16 protein-coding genes and 1 pseudogene are annotated in these 19,115 nt (G+C 57.4%); 6 read left to right on the forward strand and 11 right to left on the reverse strand.

Annotation, left to right across the window (positions count from 1 at the left end):
* Positions 1-114 precede the first annotated feature (114 nt).
* The 5 genes from KGFNPO_RS09475 to KGFNPO_RS09495 form a co-directional block, all read right to left on the reverse strand.
* On the reverse strand, positions 115-1,731 hold the full coding sequence (locus tag KGFNPO_RS09475) for a CHASE domain-containing protein (RefSeq protein ID WP_472631055.1): 1,617 nt from the start codon (positions 1,729-1,731) through the stop codon (positions 115-117).
* Positions 1,732-1,736: 5 nt separating this feature from the next.
* On the reverse strand, positions 1,737-2,477 hold the full coding sequence (locus KGFNPO_RS09480; protein ID WP_472631056.1) for a substrate-binding periplasmic protein: 741 nt from the start codon (positions 2,475-2,477) through the stop codon (positions 1,737-1,739).
* A 578-nt stretch (positions 2,478-3,055) separates the two neighbouring features.
* Entirely contained in the window at positions 3,056-3,469 is a 414-nt protein-coding gene (gene rnk, locus KGFNPO_RS09485; protein WP_472631057.1) for a nucleoside diphosphate kinase regulator, read from the reverse strand.
* A 223-nt stretch (positions 3,470-3,692) separates the two neighbouring features.
* The gene (locus KGFNPO_RS09490; RefSeq protein WP_472631058.1) at positions 3,693-3,962 is read right to left on the reverse strand and encodes a hypothetical protein; all 270 of its coding nucleotides are present in this window, start codon (positions 3,960-3,962) and stop codon (positions 3,693-3,695) included.
* A 71-nt stretch (positions 3,963-4,033) separates the two neighbouring features.
* Positions 4,034-4,963 carry a DMT family transporter gene (locus KGFNPO_RS09495; protein WP_472631059.1) on the reverse strand — a complete coding sequence of 310 codons (930 nt, stop codon included), beginning with the start codon at positions 4,961-4,963 and terminating at the stop codon, positions 4,034-4,036.
* A gap of 239 nt (positions 4,964-5,202) precedes the next feature.
* Between KGFNPO_RS09495 and KGFNPO_RS09500 the strand changes: the two genes are divergently transcribed.
* The 3 genes from KGFNPO_RS09500 (at position 5,203) to arfB (ending at position 7,867) form a co-directional block, all read left to right on the forward strand.
* A complete protein-coding gene (locus KGFNPO_RS09500) occupies positions 5,203-6,081 on the forward strand; it encodes a helix-turn-helix domain-containing protein (protein WP_472631060.1) in 879 nt (292 codons plus the stop codon).
* A gap of 256 nt (positions 6,082-6,337) precedes the next feature.
* Positions 6,338-7,426 (forward strand): CaiB/BaiF CoA transferase family protein, encoded by a 1,089-nt coding sequence (locus tag KGFNPO_RS09505; RefSeq protein WP_472631061.1) that lies wholly within the window; start codon positions 6,338-6,340, stop codon positions 7,424-7,426.
* Between the two features lie 30 nt (positions 7,427-7,456).
* The gene (gene arfB / locus KGFNPO_RS09510; protein WP_472631062.1) at positions 7,457-7,867 is read left to right on the forward strand and encodes an alternative ribosome rescue aminoacyl-tRNA hydrolase ArfB; all 411 of its coding nucleotides are present in this window, start codon (positions 7,457-7,459) and stop codon (positions 7,865-7,867) included.
* A gap of 72 nt (positions 7,868-7,939) precedes the next feature.
* Here arfB and KGFNPO_RS09515 read toward each other — a convergent pair whose 3' ends face one another.
* A complete protein-coding gene (locus KGFNPO_RS09515) occupies positions 7,940-8,245 on the reverse strand; it encodes a hypothetical protein (protein WP_472631063.1) in 306 nt (101 codons plus the stop codon).
* A 181-nt stretch (positions 8,246-8,426) separates the two neighbouring features.
* Between KGFNPO_RS09515 and ompR the strand changes: the two genes are divergently transcribed.
* Both ompR and KGFNPO_RS09525 read left to right on the forward strand, forming a co-directional pair.
* The gene (gene ompR, locus KGFNPO_RS09520; RefSeq protein WP_472634441.1) at positions 8,427-9,185 is read left to right on the forward strand and encodes an osmolarity response regulator transcription factor OmpR; all 759 of its coding nucleotides are present in this window, start codon (positions 8,427-8,429) and stop codon (positions 9,183-9,185) included.
* A 16-nt stretch (positions 9,186-9,201) separates the two neighbouring features.
* The gene (locus KGFNPO_RS09525) at positions 9,202-10,536 is read left to right on the forward strand and encodes a sensor histidine kinase (protein ID WP_472634442.1); all 1,335 of its coding nucleotides are present in this window, start codon (positions 9,202-9,204) and stop codon (positions 10,534-10,536) included.
* A gap of 361 nt (positions 10,537-10,897) precedes the next feature.
* Here the strand turns inward: KGFNPO_RS09525 and KGFNPO_RS09530 are convergent, their stop codons facing one another.
* The 4 genes and pseudogenes from KGFNPO_RS09530 to KGFNPO_RS09545 form a co-directional block, all read right to left on the reverse strand.
* The gene (locus KGFNPO_RS09530) at positions 10,898-13,075 is read right to left on the reverse strand and encodes a carboxy terminal-processing peptidase (RefSeq protein ID WP_472631064.1); all 2,178 of its coding nucleotides are present in this window, start codon (positions 13,073-13,075) and stop codon (positions 10,898-10,900) included.
* A 288-nt stretch (positions 13,076-13,363) separates the two neighbouring features.
* Positions 13,364-14,876 (reverse strand): annotated as a pseudogene (locus KGFNPO_RS09535) (Do family serine endopeptidase).
* 88 nt (positions 14,877-14,964) lie between these two features.
* Positions 14,965-15,387, reverse strand: a complete 423-nt coding sequence (locus KGFNPO_RS09540) for a hypothetical protein (RefSeq protein WP_472631065.1) — start codon at positions 15,385-15,387, stop codon at positions 14,965-14,967.
* 180 nt (positions 15,388-15,567) lie between these two features.
* Complete coding sequence (locus KGFNPO_RS09545; protein WP_472631066.1) at positions 15,568-16,599, reverse strand: ATP-binding protein; 1,032 nt, start codon at positions 16,597-16,599, stop codon at positions 15,568-15,570.
* A 1,128-nt stretch (positions 16,600-17,727) separates the two neighbouring features.
* Between KGFNPO_RS09545 and KGFNPO_RS09550 the strand changes: the two genes are divergently transcribed.
* Positions 17,728-18,459 (forward strand): response regulator, encoded by a 732-nt coding sequence (locus KGFNPO_RS09550; RefSeq protein WP_472631067.1) that lies wholly within the window; start codon positions 17,728-17,730, stop codon positions 18,457-18,459.
* A 132-nt stretch (positions 18,460-18,591) separates the two neighbouring features.
* Here KGFNPO_RS09550 and KGFNPO_RS09555 read toward each other — a convergent pair whose 3' ends face one another.
* Positions 18,592-19,113, reverse strand: a complete 522-nt coding sequence (locus tag KGFNPO_RS09555) for a glycine zipper family protein (RefSeq protein ID WP_472631068.1) — start codon at positions 19,111-19,113, stop codon at positions 18,592-18,594.
* Positions 19,114-19,115: the final 2 nt, after the last annotated feature.

Raw genomic sequence — 19,115 nt, forward strand, 5'->3', positions numbered from 1 at the left:
GATTTATGTCGCGCGGCAGGCCATTGCATTGCACCGGGTTTTCATTTACGCCAATTATAAAGAAGGATCGCGATATCAACCGGGCAGCCGGAAAAGCCGGGAATGTCCGCCCCATCAGGAAGTGATTTTCGCCTGAAATACATGCACGGTATTGCGGCCATTCTGCTTGGCGCAGTACATGGCGCTGTCGGCATTCCTGGATAACTGTATTTCATCCCGGCCATTTTCCGGGTACACCGCAACCCCTATGCTGGACGAAATATTCAGGATATTTCCGTCCGGCATCTCGAACGGTTGGCTGATGGCACTACGGATTATATCCGCCAGCACCCGTGCATCCTGCGCCTCCTCGATCGAAGACAGCAACACCACGAATTCGTCGCCGCCCATGCGCGCTACCGTATCGGATGCACGGACATGCTGCTGCATACGCGTGGCAACCTCCTTTAGCAGAAAATCACCGACATGATGCCCCAGGTTGTCATTGATCGGCTTGAAGGCGTCGAGATCGACGAACATCAGGGCCAGGCGTTGGCGCTGGCGCTTGGCCTGTGCCAACGCCTGCTCCAGGCGATCGCTGAACAGCGTCCGGTTCGGCAAACCGGTCAGGGCATCGTGTTGCGCCTGATGGCGAAAACGTGCTTCGCTTGCACGCAATTCCTGCGTCATTTCCCGTGCCAGTGACATCGCACGAGCGCGTCCCGACAAAAGCGTCCAGCTGAGCAAGGTCAGCAACAGGCTCAGGCCAACACCGGCAATCGCAATCAGGCGCGAACTATCCTTGCCTTGTAGTACATCGAACTCGGGCAGAGAGCGGATCGCCACGGTCCAAGTACGGCCGCCAACCGCAATGTATTCGGTCGCCTTGATGTGCTTATTGTGCTCATGCGCAATATCGTGCGGCTTGCCACTGGCCGCCTGGGAGTCATACAGCAAGGTCTGTGGCGTCATTTCAACACCATCGGAGATGGTGATGTCGGCCATCGAAGCGCGTCTGCTATACAGGCCGGCCATCAGGTTATTCATGCGAAAAGTCGCAACCAACCAGCCGTTGATATTGGCGCGGCGCGCGGCAATCGTATCGCTATGCGTGCCTTTTTTGAACATCGGTAAAAACATCACAAAACCAGGCTGAGCGTCGGTTTCGGTATCCACAACTAGCTTGACCTTGCCAGTGATGGCGGGCGCACCCGAGTCGCGCGCCTGCTCCATGGCGCTGCGGCGCGACGGGACTGCGTAGGGGTCACGGCCCAGCATCAGCAGATTGCGGCCAACAAAAGGCTCGAACTGAATCACCGGAGCGTATATATCCCGATGGCTTTCAGGTTTTATGCTGTAGTCGGGAAAACCTTGCTTGCGCATGGCCGCGATGTGCGCATCTTTTTGTGCCTGCGGCACGAGTGGAATGATGCCGACACCCTGGATACCGGAATAATTTGCACCTAGTTGCAAGGCGTTGATGTAGACCTGAAATTCCTCCCGCTCCACATCTCCTGAGGCGGAGTACAAGCCTTGCGCGCCGCGCAACACCTGTTCATAAGCCGCCATGCGCTGCTCGATACTGCTGATGGCCTCGCGCAGATTGAAGTCGAAACTTTTTTGCTGATCAATCGCAATATTGCGTTGTTCGTGCTGCCACAACTGGTAGGTAACGCCGAGCGAAGTCGCAAGAATAAGCAGGGTCAGCAGAGGCAACAGGGCCGGAATTTGGTAGCGGAGCCGACGTTTCATGCTTGTCAGAAAGTAACCAGAGACCTGGCAAGGTCGGGGTTGAAGTATTTTTCAAAAATACGCAGCACAGTGCCATCAGCGCGCATCCGATTGACCAGCATCCGCCATTTTTCCTGCTCTGCAAGCGAAATGGATTTCCTGGACATGATCAGGCCGTGTGGTACCGAGGCATCATTGAGGTCGATAATGGCCGTCAGCGATCTGATCGAACCAGCATCCACCTGCGGATAATCGAAAGGCTCAATAATCATCCCCTGGACACGATTGAGCGCCAGAATTTGATATAGCGGCTCCAGGCGCGTTGCATAATCGACGCGCTGTTCCAATGTGAGATTGTCTACCAGATGGTTGGCATTTTCGCTGTAGCGGAAGCTGCGAATGACGCCCATCATCAGTTCGGGATTGTTTTCAAAATCAGCCAGCCGTTGCACTCTGGCGTCCTTGCGTACCAGCAGATAATATTTGTTGGAAAAATACCAGGCAAAACCGGCAAATTTATCGCGCGCCTCGTTAGTGATGCCAGACAGGCTGAAATCCAGCGCGCCCGATTCGATCAATTGCCAGATCCTGACGCGCGGCATGACGGTAACGGTGATCTTGCAACCGCTGCGGCGCACCAATTCATTGGCAAAATCCTTGTCGATCCCGGCGTCAGTCTGTGACGAATACAACAAACCGTGATCGTGCAAGGCGAGCGTCAACGGCCGTGCGCAATCCGGCCCATCAGCGGCTTGGGTGGCCGCCATGGAACAGAAAAGTAACGCAATGAGCAAAGGACGAAAGTAGGATTTCATAGATTTACATATTATACGGACCCAATAAAAAAATTCCCATAAGCCAACTTTAGCATTCACACGATGCCAATCATGCGGCATCAGTGCGCATGCAGTGCCGGATAAAAGATTGTTCTGGATTTACTGTGCAGCCCGCGATGAATAGCCCCGCCCTTCTCTCCCGGCCTCTCTCCCACTAGCGGGAGGGAGCTGGCGAACAGACAAGGAAATTCAAGCAATTGTTGCCTGGCAGCCTCAACAGTAACGTTCTGGATTGATTATCAAGTTGCCCGAACCACCATTTTGGTGATGCTGGAAAATGGTTATTAAAATGGTTGTTAAATAGAAGAAATTAATGCATGTGCTAACAGAATTAGGTGCAATTTTCCCATTGCAACAGTTTCAAATATTGCTATAAATCAAATAAATATGAAATAACAGTTGTTTGGGATGATTGGCCGGGGTTTGACGCGACCTCTCGGGGCTCTGTCGATGCCCGATTTCGGTCGACCCGGCAATAAGATTTTTGCGAGTCGACCGGTTAGCATGGTTTATCTATGAAACTCTCCGGCGCGTTCCGGCTGATAGACGACCTCCACAATGCGCACTTTCAGAATGCTGCCGCCGGGACCGGGCCATTCGATATGATTGCCGGTGGAAAGACCCAGCAAGGCGCTGCCGATTGGAGCCAGTATTGAAATCCGGTCAGCAGTGCCGTCAATATCTTTCGGGTAGACCAGCGTCAGGCAAAACTCTTCTTCCGATGGTTCAATGGCAAAACGCACGGTGGAGTTCATGGTCACCACCGTGGGTGGAATTTGTTCCGGCTCCATCACTTCGGCGCGATTGAGCTCTGCCTGCAATGCAGCCTTGCCAGGAAAAGCATTCATCGGCAACGCGTCAAGCAAAGCCTCCAGCCGGTCCAGATCCTGGGATGACAAAATAATAGTGGGTTGTTTATTCATGGTTTCCTCATTTATCAATTAAATAGCGAAATAACGCCATTCAGAACATGCAATCTGGCTTTCAACGTAAATACACGGCACAAAACCGGGTTTTGTACCGTGCAAATACGTCAAATTGTGAGCTGAACCGGATCGGCCCCGCTACTGTAAAAAAGCTCCGATTAGCTGCCAGTCGGGGGTTTTTGTATGCAATTAACACACCTCGCTTTGCGAGCGTACCGAATTACTCAACTTTCTTTTGGGTGAAATTTGAAGCGGCAAACGTTGCCGCCCTTGGACATGCATGCGTGATGCTCGACCATGCTACCTGTAAAGGATGACAATAACGCAAGGTCAAACTTGCAGAGCTCCGGGTTTTGCATCGCGAGATTGTGAAAAACGCACTATTCGCCTCGATCACCGGGATATTGCTGGCGTTCACCGTGCTATGCGCATCATAGCCAATCTGCTCCATGAATGCCGGCGAACTGGCAGCCTTTTTAAGCAGAGCCAAACAGTTTCCCGCCAAATTCCAGTGACCCGCTAAATTTGAAACACTTATTTTGGAACACTTATTTGGAACATTTACTGGCTTGCCGTGCCGCTAGCCGCGCTGCCAGTGACACGCGGCGGCGATAGCGGTGCTGGGCGCTGCTTGCGAAACACCAGCACATTTCCCGCAATCACCAGCAGCAAGCCGCCCAGCCCGACTGCCGTCCACTGATAACCTTCCAGCCAGGCCGAAATATTCAGCGACACCACCGGAAACAATACCGTCGAGTACGCGGCGCGGTCAGGGCCGATGCGCCCAACCAGCATCAAATAGGCGGTAAAGCCCACCACCGAACCTGGAATCGCCAGGTACAGCAGCGCGCCCAGATACTTCGGACTCCAATCCATCGTCAGCGGCGTGCCGCTCACTGCGACGCCTGCCAGCAGAATCATGGTGCCCACCAGCATGGCCCAGGCATTGGTGCCAAGCGGCGTCAAACCGCGCGACTGCAGCGCACTCGACAGCAAGTTGCCGGCAGAAAAACTCAGAGTGCCAAGCAGTGCCAAACCCAGTCCCAGCCAGGTATAGGTACTGGCGGTGTGATGGCGCATCTCGGGCCAGAACAATGCCAGAATGCCGCTCATGCCCAGCACCGCACCGCCCATGACTTGCGGGGTGATTTTTCGTTTTAAAAACAGGCGGCCGTTGAGCGCATTCCATAACGGCGCGCTTGAAAACACCACCGCCACCAGCCCGCTCGCAATCCATTGGCTGGCGTAGTAAAAGCACAGAAAATTCACGCAAAACAAAGTCACGCCCTGCGCCAGCAGCAACTTGCCGGCACCGGCCGGAGGACGCTTCAAGCGCCCGGTAAAAGCCAGAATGCAAAACAACACCAGCGCCGCCAGCCCGAAACGGTAAGCAATCGATAGCGGGATGGCGACGCTGCCAAGCTGCATCTTGATGGCAATCCAGGTTGTGCCCCAGACCACCACTACCAGAAAATACAGAAAGATATTCACAATGCATGCTCCGTTTAATATAAAAATTGCGTAGCGACTCACTTTGCTCCTCTCTCCCGCAGGCGGGAGAGAGTTAGAGAGAGGGCGGCCATGGCGCTTTCATTCGTTTGGGTGGCATTTTCGCCATGGCCGATAAGTTATGCCGAAGTATCGAGCCACGGCAGCAGCGTGTCTTGCACGCCCTTGCGTTTTTTTGCGCTTGTTTTACCAATTCCGCCGCCCGCCGCTATCATGTGATGATGAACGACACCCTCAATCGCCTGCATGTATTCAACCGGCTCGCGCACTCCAGCGCGCAGTTGGAAGGTGCGGCGGCGCTGGGGGATGGCATGGCGGTGGCGGTTTGGCGCAATCGGCTGGATGCGGTCAGTTATGCGCCGCAGGGGCATCACACGCTGTCGTGTTATCTGGAGGGCGGCTATGACACTTTTTTGCGCGGCCGCCCCGAGCAGCGCGGCGCTCCCGGCCGCCTGTGCGTATTGCCGGATCAGCAGGAGACCGACTGGGTGATCAATGGTCATCTGCGTTTTGTGCATCTGTATTTTTCTCCGGAGCAGTTTGCCAGCCAGACTCTGACCCTGCTGGACCGCGAACCGCGTGAAATGTGCTTGCCGGAGCAAACCTTTTTTGACAATCCGCAACTAGCCAGCCTGTGCCAGGCGTTGCCCCGGCTGGACTGGCGCGATCCGGGCCAGCGCCTGCTGGGCAATACGCTGGCGCATCATGCAGTGGCGCAACTGATTCAGTCCCATTTGGGGCCGCGCCGGAATCTGCGTTTAAAAGGCGGACTTTCCGCAACGCTGCGGCGACGCATGATCGAATGGCTCGAGTGCCGGCTCGATCAACCGATCACGCTGGGCGCGATGGCAACGGAGGCGGCATTGTCCGAAACCCATTTCGCGCATATGTTTCGCATCTCGTTCGGGATGCCGCCGCATGTCTGGCTGCAGGCGCGCCGTCTGGCCAGAGCGCGCCAATTGCTGGGGCAGAATCAATTATCACTAACCGAGGTCGCGATGGCTTGCGGTTATAGTTCGCCCAGCCATTTCAGCAACCGCTTTCGCGCAGCGCTGGGCATTACACCTTCCCGTTATCGCGATCTGAATCGGTATTCGTAGGTTGGCGCTGAGCTTGCGAAGCCCAACATTCTGCGCAGAATGTTGGGCTTCGACGTTGGGCTGCGATGTTGGGCTGATATTGCTTTATCCCAACATACAAAATCTGTTTCAACTTATGCTTAATTTTATTGCAATGCCAAACATGTTTTTATATACTAATATATGTATTTTTTAGTACCGCAATTAAATAATGCGGTAATTGCAGTATATTTACATATACTCCCTATTTTTTACATTACTAATTATTCCGACAATCATGCCTACACCTATCGATCTGCCGCTCACCGGTATCCGCATTCTTGACCTGACTCGACTGCTGCCGGGGCCGGTGGCTAGCATGCATCTGGCCGACATGGGCGCGGAAGTCATCAAGATCGAAGACCGTGGCGCCGGCGACTATGCGCGCACCATGGGGCATGTAAAGCACACGGTGTCGCAGTTTTTTATTGCCGTCAATCGCGGCAAGCGCTGCATCCTGCTCGACTTGAAGGATGCCAGCGAGCGCGAAGAATTCCTGCACATGGTGGAAAGCGCCGATGTGGTGATCGAAAGTTTCCGCCCCGGCGTGATGGACAAGCTGGGGGTCGGTTGGCAAATTTTGCGGCAACGCAATCCGAAACTGGTGATGTGCGCCATCACCGGCTACGGTCAAAACGGCCCGTTCGCACAATTGGCCGGGCACGATATCAATTACACCGGATTTGCCGGCATGCTGGAGCAAAACGTCGGGCCGGATGGCGTGCCGGCGCTCTCGAATCTGCAGGTCGGCGACTTGCTGGGTGGCGCGCAAGCGGCGGTGCAAGGCATCCTGGCTGCACTGCTGGGCGTGAAAATGGGCGGTTGCGGGCGCTTCGTCGATATCTCGATGACCGATACGGTGCTGGCGCACAACATCATGCCGCTGGTGGCGGTGAATAATTTCGGCCGCACTGCTGCGCCGGGACGCGATCTGCTGACCGGCGGCGTGCCTTGCTACAACGTATATCGCACCAGCGATGATCGCTTCATGGCGGTTGGAGCGCTGGAATTGAAATTCTGGGAAGGCTGCTGCGATGTGCTGGCGCGCCCCGATTTGAAGTCACAACACTGGAGCCTCGAACAAACCATCGGCGGCGCGGAAGCGATGGCAATCAAGGCGGAACTGGATGCGATTTTTGCGCAGCAGACGCTGGCGGTATGGAGCGAACGCTTTGCCGCTGTCGATTGTTGCGTGACGCCGATCCTGCGCATGGATGAAGCGCTCAATCATCCGCTGTTTCTGGCCCGCGACATGGTGCGTCAGGCGCAACATCCGACTGAAGGGAATTACGTCAGCACAAGGCCTGCGGTAAAGTTTCATCCTTAATAATCTTAAAAACGCAGCGTTTTCACAATCATGCACAAACCCGCCATCACCATAGTCGAGCACGAAGTCGAGATCAGCGCGATCCGCGCCCAAGGTGCCGGCGGCCAAAACGTCAACAAGGTATCGAGTGCAATTCATCTGCGTTTCGACATTGCGGCGTCGTCGCTGCCGGAGCATATCAAGGAGCGTTTGCAAGCTCTGAACGATCAGCGCATCACCAAGGATGGCGTGGTTGTGATCAAGGCGCAAGCGCACCGCAGTCAGGAGAAAAACAAGGGAGAAGCGATGCAGCGCTTGCAGGAATTAGTCGACAGTGTGGCGGTGCTGCCGAAACACCGCAGGCCGACCAGACCAACCCGCAACTCGCAACGCAAGCGCCTCGACAGCAAAGCCACGCATGGCAATCTGAAGCGCACGCGCGGCAAGGTTAGTGGCGTTTGAAGATAATGTTTGTGGAATGTTTAGTACGGAAACGTTTAGTACGGAAACTTAGCGGCTGTTTTAACGCCTGCTTTACCGCCTGTATTTGCCGGAATAGATATCCTGCCCAGCTTCATTGATCTGGCGGCGCAGTGCGCTACGCTCTTCCGGCGACATGCGACTATTGTTTCTTGGCGGTGCGCGCCGATTGGCATCCGGCCCATTCTGTTCGTTGCGCTGCATTCCACGCCCAGAGTCGCGTTCACCTTCATATCGTTGCTGTGACTGGTCCTGCTGGCGCCCTTCCTGCCCCCGGCCCCGGCCTGGATCGGCGTAAGCACTCGCCGTCCCTACCAGCAACAGTAATGTGAGGAAAATGCTTTTGCATGATATTTTCATTGCGATTTCTTTCATATTGCCGACTTGACTTTGCCGCATGAATTCCAGTGTAGGCCGCTTTTCTTCTGGCTCTAAGCGCCATACGGTAAAGTGTGTAACTGTTTGTAATGCCCTGCGACTTTGCATTTTCGCAGCATCTTTCTGACGTTACCATAGCCCCATGAATAAAATAAACTCGACCATGCCGCCTAATACACAGGCCAGCGCACAAACCAACGATACCCATCAGGCCAAAATCATGGTGGTGGACGACGATATCCGGCTGCGCGATCTGCTGCGCCGCTACCTGAGCGAACAGGGCTTTAATGTTGTCACGGCCGAACATGCGACGGCCATGAACAAGCTCTGGCTGCGCGAACGCTACGATTTGCTGGTGCTCGACTTGATGCTGCCGGGAGAAGACGGGCTGTCGATCTGCCGCCGCCTGCGCGGTGCCGGCGACGACACGCCGATCATCATGCTGACCGCCAAAGGCGAGGATATCGATCGCATCATCGGGCTGGAGATGGGCGCGGACGATTACCTGCCCAAGCCGTTCAACCCGCGCGAACTGGTGGCCCGCATCAACGCGGTGCTGCGCCGCAAAGGCCCCGACGAGATTCCCGGCGCGCCGTCCGGCACCCCGCAAACCTTCGAATTCGGCAGTTTCGTGCTCGACCTGGCAACCCGCACGCTGAAGAAGGATGGCGAATCGATTGCGCTCACGACCGGCGAATTCTCGGTGCTAAAAGTCTTTGCGCGCCATGCGCGGCAACCGTTGTCGCGTGAAAAATTGATGGAAATGGCGCGCGGGCGCGAATATGAAGCGTTCGACCGCAGCCTCGACGTCCAGATCTCGCGCCTGCGCAAGCTGATCGAGCCGGACCCATCCAATCCGCTCTACATCCAGACTGTCTGGGGCTTGGGATATGTATTCATTCCCGAAGGCCAGCCGCGCTAGCGCGCCGGCAAGATCGATGCAACTTACCGATAAACGTTTCAACTGGCTGCACAGCGGCTTGTTCTGGCGCACTTTTCTGCTGCTGGCGATTCTGATGATGACCAGCATGACGGTCTGGATCAGCTCTTACCGCCTGCTCGAACGTGCGCCCCGCGCCCGTCAACTGGCCGCGCAAGTGGTTTCCATCGTCACCATCACGCGCGCGGCGCTGACGCATTCGGCTCCCGATTTGCGGCGCGAATTGTTGTTCGACCTGGCTAGCAATGAAGGCATCCGGATCTATCCGCTGGAGCGCAGCGACCGGGTGGAACCCGTCCCCGATAGCGAAATCGGACTCGCGCTGCAAGAAAACATCCGCAGCACGCTGGGCCGGGATACCCGTTTCGCTGGTGATGTCAACGATGTCGCCGGTTTCTGGATCAGTTTTAGTATCGAAGACGATGAGTACTGGCTGATGCTGGAAAGGGAGCGCATCGAAAATTTCACCAACCTGCAATTGCTGGGCTGGGGCGCCAGCGTCTTTGGATTGTCTCTGCTGGGCGCGCTGTTCATCTCCGGCTTGATCAACCAGCCGCTGGCCCGACTGACCGCGGCTGCCCGCGCCATAGCGAAAGGCAAGCAAATGGCGCCGCTGCCGGAACAAGGCCCGACCGAAATCAGGGAAGCCAACCGCAGCTTCAACCAGATGGTCGATGACCTGAACCAGATCGAATCGGACCGCGCCGTGATCCTGGCCGGCATTTCGCACGATCTGCGTACGCCGATCACCAGAATGCAACTCGAAATCGAGATGGCGCCTTTGTCCGCCGAAGCCCGGCAGGGCATGTCGGACGACATCGCCCAGATGGACGCCATCATCGGGCAGTTTCTCGATTACGCCAGGCCGGCAGATGCCAATAGCTTTTCGACGGTCGATTTATCGGCCCTGTTGCATGACTGCATCGGGCAAGCAGAACGCTGGCCCGACGTCAGCATCACGTCCCGCATTGCGGACCAGATGCAAGTGACAGGCAATCAGACCGATCTCAGGCGCGTTATCAACAACCTGGTAGAAAATGCGCGCCGCTATGGCAAGACGGCCGGCACCGACATTGCCGAGATCGATATCCGCGGCACCATTGAAAATGGAAATTCCATCCTGGAAATCGCCGACCACGGCGCCGGCGTGCCGGATGCGGAAATCGATCGCCTGCTGCGGCCATTTACCCGCATGGATACGGCACGCGGACAAGCCAACGGCGCCGGCCTGGGGCTGGCAATTGTGCAACGCATTGTCAAGCGCCACGGCGGGCAACTGCAATTAGGCCGCGGCAAGGATGGGCGCGGGCTGGCGATCAGGATTGTTTTTTAAAGCAAAAACCTGCGACTACAGCAAGGGCACCATATGCGGTGCCCTTGCAAACGTCACAAGTATTTTTGAAAAACAGTAACTGTTCAGCCGGCAATCCAATTAAGAGCGAAATGGTAACGATGTTGTAGGAGCGCACCCGGGCGCGATCAACGGCTGCAGTCTGGCGACTGCTTTCGCGCCCGGGTGCGCTCCTACAAAAAACCACTTCGGTTTGGAAGTTTCTTGGTGCAGGCTGAATAGTTACGAAAAACATATACCGGTCAGGTGTATTTTTTAAATATGACTATATAAATGCAGAAATAGCCATGTTTTTGGCTATACTCCATCACATCAATAGAACCCCGCAAGCTATCCTTTTACACTACTGTGAGCGCGGCCTGACGCTGGACACGAGCCTGGCGCTGGGTTGCAGCAGGCCGGCTTCGTCGCTGACGATATGGACAGCTTCGTTCAACAAGATGTCTTTGGCATTTTTCTGCGCTGTTTCAGCCGCCAGTTCATTGGCGAGATTGCGCTCGTCAGCCTGCAAGCCATCGTCCTGAAGGGCGCTCTTCTTCCCCGCCGCTGGTTCCTTGCCGGCAACGTCCTCATGGACGCTCCCGCCAGCATCCGTCCTGTTCCTGACTTCGCGGGAACTCTGCCGCGCCTCCTTGATATCCCGTTCCTTGCGTCGTTCGGTTTCGTTCAGCGAGACCCGATTTTTTTTGCGTTGAAGCTCGAATTCGGCAATGTCTTCCTGCAGGTACTGGAAATCCTTGTCCATCTTCACGCGGGCGTCATGGCGTGTCAGCAGAATGGGCAGCAGATATTTCAAGTCGCCGGCCGGCGCATAGTCCGCGGCCTTGATGTGCACCCAAGGAAGTGCGTTGTCGAAGTTGGATTCGCCAAAGTTGTCTGGATCGGAAGCCGTAGGAAAGTGGATGTCCGGCTTCACACCACGCAGTTGCGTGGTGCCGCCATTAATGCGGAAAAACTGTGCAATGGTTAATTTCAGTTCGCCGAATTCCGGTTTGTCATTTTTGGCGACCTGATCAAGATTAATGATGTTTTGTACCGTGCCTTTGCCAAAACTCCGTTCACCGATCACCATTCCACGGCCGTAATCCTGAATGGCTGCGGCAAATATCTCCGACGCTGATGCCGAGCCCCGGTTGATCAGCACGCCAAAGGGACCATTCCAGGCGACGCTGGCGTTTGTGCTGCGCTCTATAGTGATATTTCCCTGGGCGTCGCGCTGTTGCACCACCGGCCCCTTGTCAATGAACAAGCCGGTGAGCGCAATCGCTTCGGTCAAGGAACCTCCGCCGTTATTGCGCAAGTCGATCAGTACGCCGTCGACCTTTGCCAGTTTCAATTCATCCAGCAGGCGCGCCACGTCGCGGGTTGCACTTTTGAAATCCTGGTCGCCTTTTTGCTGCGCTTCGAAATCCCGGTAAAAGGTGGGAAGGGATATCACGCCGATGTGACGCGTGCGCTTTCCGTCGATCACCGAGAGAACCGATTTCTTGGCAGACTGATCTTCCAGATTGATCTTCTTGCGAATGAGTGAAACCAGCTTATGTTTGCCATCCGGTCCTGCTTCTGCGGGGAGTACGTCGAGCAGGACATTCGAGTCGGCCTCACCGCGAATCAACGCAACGGTTTCGTTCGGACTCCAGCCCAGGACGTCCGTCATGACTCCATTTTTTCCTTGGGCAACGCCGAGGATGCGGTCGCCGATTTTCAGCTGGCCCGAGAGAATCGCAGGGCCGCCCGACACAAGTTCCCGGATCGTGCTGTAGTCATCCTTCCCCGCCAGCACCGCGCCGATCCCGACCAGGGACAGGCGCATCGATATGTCGAAGTCCTCCACGGCCTGCGGCCCCAAGTAGTTCGTGTGGGGCTCGATGGCCATGGTGTAGGCGTTCATGAATGTCTGAAAGGCGTCTTCGCTCTTTACCCTGCCAACGCGTTTTTGGGAATTGTCATAGCGTTTATCAAGCGTCTCGACGATGCTCTTGTCGTCTTTCCCTGCGAGCTTGAGCCGCAGCCAGTCGTTCTTGACCCGCTTGCGCCACAGTTCGCGCATTTCCGGCTCGGATTTCGGCCACGCTTCCTTTTCCCGCTCGGATTGATAACTTTCCTGCTGCTGGAAATCAAACCCCGCCTTGAGCAAGGTGCGCGCATAAGCAAATCGCCCGGACACGTGCTGCACGTAGAGATTGAAAATGACGAAGGGAGCGCTCAGGTCCTCCTTGATGATGGCGTCGTCCAGTGTGGTGCGAAACCCGGCCAGTTGATCAATATCGGCTTGAACGAAAAAAATCTTCTCGGAATCAAGGGCTTTTAGATAATGCGCGAATATTTTCTCCGACATGGCATCGTCGAGTGGCATCGATTTGTAGTGATATTTCGTCAGCAGTGCAGCGGCCAGATACGCCGCCTGAGACTGTTGTTGCATTGGCGCTAACTCGGGAGGAAGCGGCGCTTCCATGCCGAACGATGCGGCTTGTGCTGCCGTCATCCATGCAAAGACGATCCATAGCAGTTTCTTTTTCATTTGCGCTCCCTCGCAAGGCCGCAATCTCGGCCGGTTGTGTGTAAAAAACAGTACTGGATGGTGGAAAAAATTATTAAGAATATGACAATAATATACATCAATACCTTACACCGGCCAGTATTGATATTGCACCGGAACTGCTAGCTGTCGACGCGGTAATTCAAGCCCTGCGTCATGGCTCCCTCTGCGTCTTGCGGCAGAGAATTTGTCTGTGGTTTCAGCCGAATCTCCTGTTCTTTCGACGCCAGCGCAGCGACAGATTAATGTACGTACGTGCGTGCATACCGCTCACCCCAACCGTAACGGAATATAGATTTTCGTTTCGCCGCGCTGCACCAGCAGCGCGACGGCTTTGTTGGACAGGCCTGCGGCATCGCTCGCCTGGGCGACGCTGGCAACTGTATTGCCATCTATCGCCAACAGCACGTCACCCGCTTGCACGCCGGCAAGCGCGGCAGCGTCGCTCACGCTTTCAACCAGCAAGCCTGAATCAATCCCGGCTTTGCGCTTCTCCTCTGCCTGTAGCGGTCGCATCGCCAAGCCAAGGCGACCCGGAGCGTTCGACGCGTTCGGCATTCCGGCGTCTGCCGTCTGTCTGACCGGGGTCTTCGCCTCATCCAGCCGGGCGTGCAGTGTGCGCGCCACGCCGTGGCGCCAGACCTCAAGGTCGATCCGGTCACCCGGTTGGGCCAGACCCACCGCCGAAGGCAGATCGCCCGACGTGTCGATCGCCTTGCCATTGACCGACAGCACCACGTCGCCGCTCTCAAGGCCGCCCCGCGCTGCCTTTCTCGACGTTGGCGACCAACGCACCGGCAGGTTTGTCAAGCTTGAACGACTCCGCAAGCGTCTGGTTCACCTCTTGCACCGTGACGCCGAGCTTCGCGTGTCGGACCGTGCCCGTGTTCAGAATCTGTTGCTCGATGTTCTTGGCAACCTCAATCGGAATCGCGAACGACAGCCCCTGGTAGCCACCGGAACGGGAGTAAATCTGCGAGTTGATGCCAACCACTTCCCCGCGCATGTTGATCAGCGGGCCACCCGAATTGCCGGGATTAACCGCGACATCGGTCTGGATGAACGGAACGAATCCATCGCCTGGCAATGAGCGCCTGGTGGCGCTGATCACGCCGGCAGTCACGGTATTCTCGAAGCCGAATGGCGAACCGATTGCGAGCACCCATTCGCCAACTTGCGGCGCTTGCGCAGCCGCGATCGCCACGACGGGCAGGTTGCCGGCATCGACCTTGAGTACTGCGATGTCGGTCAGCTTGTCGGAGCCAAGCACTTTCGCGTGGAATTCGCGGCGGTCGGTCAGCTTGACCACCACATCCTGAGCGCCACTGACCACGTGTGCGTTGGTCAGGATGATGCCGTCGGACCGGACGATGAAGCCCGAGCCCTCGCCTTGAATCGGCACACGTATCTGTGGCGGCAGCGCGCCGAACCGCTGTTGGAAGCGGCGCAAAAGATCGCGTGTAGCATCCGCGTTTTGTTCATCGTCATCATCGGTGGCGGCGTCACCGGCGTCGCCCAAAGCGTCGGCGGCAGTGGAGACCTTGCGCGTGCCGCTAACGCTGATATTCACTACCGCCGGACCGAAACGCGTGACGATGCTTGCCATGTCGGGCAGTCCCGCAGAGCCAGACGCAATAACCTGGCTGGCCGTTGCCGTGGGCCCGATTGTCACTGGCTGTACATAACCGCGCTGGTAGTAGCCTGCTGTTGCCATCGCGGTCGCGGCGGCAACAACGATGGCGATGGCAATGGAGATGGCTAAACGACGTTGCGGGGTCGACATAAGTAGCATGATGTTTCTCCGGGGCGGGTGGATTTTGTGGGTTTTATGGATGTGATGACACGTTCATGTGCAGGTGACATATAAGCCATCATTGCCGACCTGGCGCCAGGCGCAGATACAGATCGAACGATGCGCCGTGCTTGAGCGTCATCGTGTAGCCGCGTCGGACATGGTCCAGCTGTGCGGCGACGTGGTATGTGCCGGCTGGCAAGACTACATCGACCAGTGGCCCGGCGTCGTCGAGGGCGAGCACCTCGTGCCCCTGCAAATCGATGATTTGCAGTCTGAGCGGCAACCGCTCATGGTGCTGCGGGCCAGCCGGGTACAACGCGCGCAAGCGCTGCAGCAAAGATTTGAAGTCATGCCCGCTGGCCGCGCTGTTGCTGTCGCTGTTGCCGTCGGCGTGGATCAAGAGCCGTGCCGCCAACGGCGCGGTCGAGTCAGCCATCAGCGGCGATGCCATGTGCATTTGGGCCAATCCCTCGGCTGGCTTGATATCGCGAACATGCATGATTTTTCCCCTTTTGAGCTGGCGTATCGGGATTGATGCGATGACATCATCGTCTCAGGGCATTGGTGCGGCCATGTGTCAAAACGGTCGCCGCTGTATTGCATCTGAAATGGAAGCACGTAGTTCTGACCCATCGCGGATATGTCCGATATGTCCAATATGTCCGATGCGTCCGACAACTCAGCGCAGCAACTCGGCCAGCGCACGCGCGAGGTCGGCGCGCTGCAATGGCTTGGCCAGCACCTGCGTCACACCGGCGGCAGCGGCCCGCGAGGCTAGCAGCGCACCGCCGTAGCTGCTGACCAGTAGCACGGGCAGGTGCGGCGAGTGCAGCCGCACCGACTCGGTAAGCTGCGTTCCACTGAGCCTTGGCATCACTTCGTCGGTGATGACGGCGGAGAATCGCTGCGAATTTTCGCGTAGCGCCTGCAGCGCCGCGACCGGATCACTGTAGCCGACCGGATCGTAACCCAAGCCCTTGAGCAACTCTTCCGCCAGGGCTACCAGCGCGGGCTCGTCGTCGACAACCAGCAGCGTCTGGCCGGCGCCGCTGGGCACTGCCTTCGCCACGGGCGCGGGCGCATCAAGTGCATCGGTGCATTCAGGAAAATACAGAGTGAACCGAGCGCCAATCGCCGGCGTGCTGTGCACATCGATTGCACCACCGAACTCAGCCACCACGCCATGCACCACAGCGAGACCCAAGCCCGTGCCCGACTGCGCTTCGTGGGTGGTAAAGAACGGCTCGAACAAGCGTTCCATGACTTCAGGCGTAATGCCGCTGCCCTGATCCGACACGGTTAGCGCCAGATAGTCGCCGGCCGCCAGTTGGCTGTGCGACAGCACGCGTGGTTCGGCCACATGCACGCGTTCCAGCTGGACCCCCAACATGCCGCCACCGGGCATGGCCTGCAGCGCGTTCGTGCATAGGTTCATGACCGCCTCGAAAGCCAGCGTCGGGTTCCCGCGCAGCCGCGCTCCGTGGGCCTCAAGCCCACGTTCCAGCACCATCCCCGGGCGCAACGAGGCCGCCAGCAAAGTGAGCACCTCTTCGACGATGGTCTCCAGCTCAAAAACCATCAATGCGTGCGCGCCGCCGCGGCTGAAGGCAAGAATCCGTTCGACCAGCGCCTTGCCGCGCAATGCCGCCTGCAGCACATTGTCGAGGTGGCGTCTCTGGTTGCTGCCCTGCGGTGCAGCATCGTGCGCCATCTCACCGTAGCCGATGATCGCCGCAAGCACGTTATTGAAGTCGTGCGCCACCCCGCCAGCGTGCCCAACGATTTGAGCTTACTTGCCCGTGATTGTTGCGCCTGTAATGCGCGCTGCGCCACAGCCCGGCGTAAATCGGCACGCTGCACGAGGTAAACCGACACCGCGATGACAAACAGAAGAAGCGCAACGCCCGCTGCGGTCAGCCGTGCCGCCTCGCGCCAGGAGACCAGCATGACCCCCAAATCTCGCGTCAGCACCACTTTCAGGTCATAGCGCGGCAGACTGTGCAGTGCGACCAAACGCTCGCTGCCATCGCGAAATTGGCGCAGCTCCGCAGTGCGAAGAGTAGCCAAGCGCTTGGCCACACGCGCTTCGTCGAACGTGGAAGTAGCAACGATTGCGCCGGCCAGGCGAACGCCATCGCCCCGAAAAACAGCCATGCGTGCATCGGCAGCAGGCAAAGCGACGGAGAATGCGCCAAGCAGCGTATTGGCAGGCATGGCAGCCAGAACCCAGCCGCCTGGCGCACCCGGCGTACCCGCCGCACCGGCGAAACGAACGGCCAGCGTTACCAGCGATGTTTTCGTACTCACGTCCATGAACGGACGACTCACCGCTACCGCGCCCTCCGCTAACCGGTTCAGATCCGGCGAGAATGACGGCAGCGGAGGTACTGGTGTCGCGTCCGACGATGAAAGCAACCGTCCATCTTGGCCTACCAGCCAGAGCGTTCGCACAATCGGCATCAACTCGGCACGTACCCGCAGTGCTCGCTGCGCCTCAATGCCGGTGGTCCGCAGACGGCCTTCGCGCAATTCGACCCGCATCGCATGCAAGCCCTCTTCCGCGCCTTGCAAACCGCGATCAATCTCATCGGTCAACGCGAGCGACAGCAAGCCAAGTTCGCGCGCCTGGCTGTCTATGGCGTCGTGGCGCAGGTGCCACAACTCGGTGCTCGCGACCACCGCAAGAACGAATCCCAATCCCAGCACAATCAACCATGGTCGTGGCGACCGGAGCGCCCGCTCTTTTGCTATATCATGCATAAAAGGACTCCCTTATGCCGTGCACTAACGGCATTCACTCATACCGGCGGCATCAGCTTAAGCCCAATCGTCCAAATCCATGAACATCCCCGTCACCCCGCATATTCTCGTGATTGATGATGATCCCATCATCCGCGACCTGGTGATTGAATACCTCAGTAATAACGACATGCGCGTCAGCGCCGGTGCTTCGGGACGCGCAATGTTCGATGCGTTCGACCGCGAGGCCATCGATCTGGTGCTGCTGGATTTGAAGTTGCCCGGCGAAGACGGCATGCAACTGGCGCGCACCCTGCGCGAAAGGGCGACCGTACCAATCGTATTACTCACCGGACGCAGCGAGGAAGCCGACCGCGTAATGGGCCTGGAGCTAGGTGCCGACGACTACGTCACCAAGCCTTTCAGCCCGCGCGAGTTGCTGGCACGCGTGCGCGCCGTGCTGCGCCGTTACCAAGTCCAGTCCACCCTGCCCGAGCGCGACAATACACGCAGGGCTTTTCGTTTCTCGGGCTGGGAACTGAACCTGCGCACCCGACGCCTGGTGTCGCCCGACGGCGCTTCGGTAGAACTTTCCAATGGTGAGTTCAGCCTGCTGAGTGCGCTGTGCCGAGCACCGCAACGCGTGCTGACGCGCGACCAATTGCTGTCGATGTCGCGCTTGCACGAAGCCGAAGTCTACGATCGCACGATTGACGTGCAAATCCGGCGGTTGCGACTCAAGATCGAGGCCGACTCCGCCAATCCCATCCTGATTGTCACCGAGCGCGGTGCTGGCTACCGGCTGGCCAGCGATATCGAAACGCTCTACTGAAGCCACTACGATTTGACCACCGAAGACTTGGGATCGGTCATGTCTTGGGCAAACAACCAGCGCGAACCTGGTGCTGGCATCAGTAGTCGATCCCGGCTACAAAAAATTTGACAATACTTAATTCGACCGGACCTAATAGCCCGGCCTCACGTCCTGAGGCGGTGGCGTGTTTGGCGGGGGCACTGCATAGTATCCACGCGTTGCGGGACGTGTTTCAGCCGAGAAACCGCCGGAAACCGGCACTCGATGGCCGCTTGCATACATGCATTGCTGGTATCCGAAATCATAGCGCCGCTGCACGCCATAACCGGAACTGTTGCCGGCCCCCGCGCCAGCAAGGCCGCCGAACAGCAAGCCGGTACCCGCGCCAACACCGGCGCCACTTCTGCCATTAATGGCAGCACCCGCAACAGCACCCAGCACCGTGCCCAGCGCTGCACTGCGCACACCGCTATCTACCGCGGCCTGATCGGCAGTCGCACCGCCAAGTTGGCCCTGCGCATATTGCCGGCACGAGGCTTCGTCGGCCCGGAACTGGTCAAAACTCTTTCCTGTCCCCGGCAATACCATCACACTCGGCCCCGATGGCATGGAGACGCAGGCGCTCAATAACAACAAGGCAAAAAGCGGAGAAAGTCGTAAGGATGTAGGCATGA

The organism is Gelidimonas diazotrophica (genome assembly GCF_055694025.1).